At 62.4% G+C, this 279-nt stretch carries 1 protein-coding gene; it reads left to right on the forward strand.

Annotated features, from left to right (window positions below; all coding sequences use genetic code 11):
* On the forward strand, window positions 1–212 hold a 212-nt coding region (locus EN857_RS35365), incomplete at its 5' end, for a hypothetical protein (protein WP_210235178.1).
* Window positions 213–279 lie beyond the last annotated feature (67 nt).

Genomic DNA, 279 nt, shown 5'->3' on the forward strand with positions numbered 1-279 from the left:
GGCGGGATATCGCGCTGGCGCGGTACCTGGACCGCCAGCGCGAGTATCGGCAGGTAGGTATGCCCATTGTCGATTTTGAAGAGGTCGCGCTTCGGCTTGTCGCGGCGCTGGCCCGGGTTGGGGCGGCAGTGTCACGGCGGCGTGCCCAAAAGGTTCTGCTCTCACACTCAAGCCTTGAAGCCGCCTTCAAAAAGGGCGGCAAACGACGGTAATTGGCGAAAGTTGCAGGAATATCGCCTTCGGCGAAACCGCCAATCTACCCCGTGGGGGATGTCGGGC

Source organism: Mesorhizobium sp. M4B.F.Ca.ET.214.01.1.1 (assembly GCF_004791545.1).
In the GTDB taxonomy this organism is placed as follows: Bacteria; Pseudomonadota; Alphaproteobacteria; order Rhizobiales; family Rhizobiaceae; genus Mesorhizobium; species Mesorhizobium abyssinicae.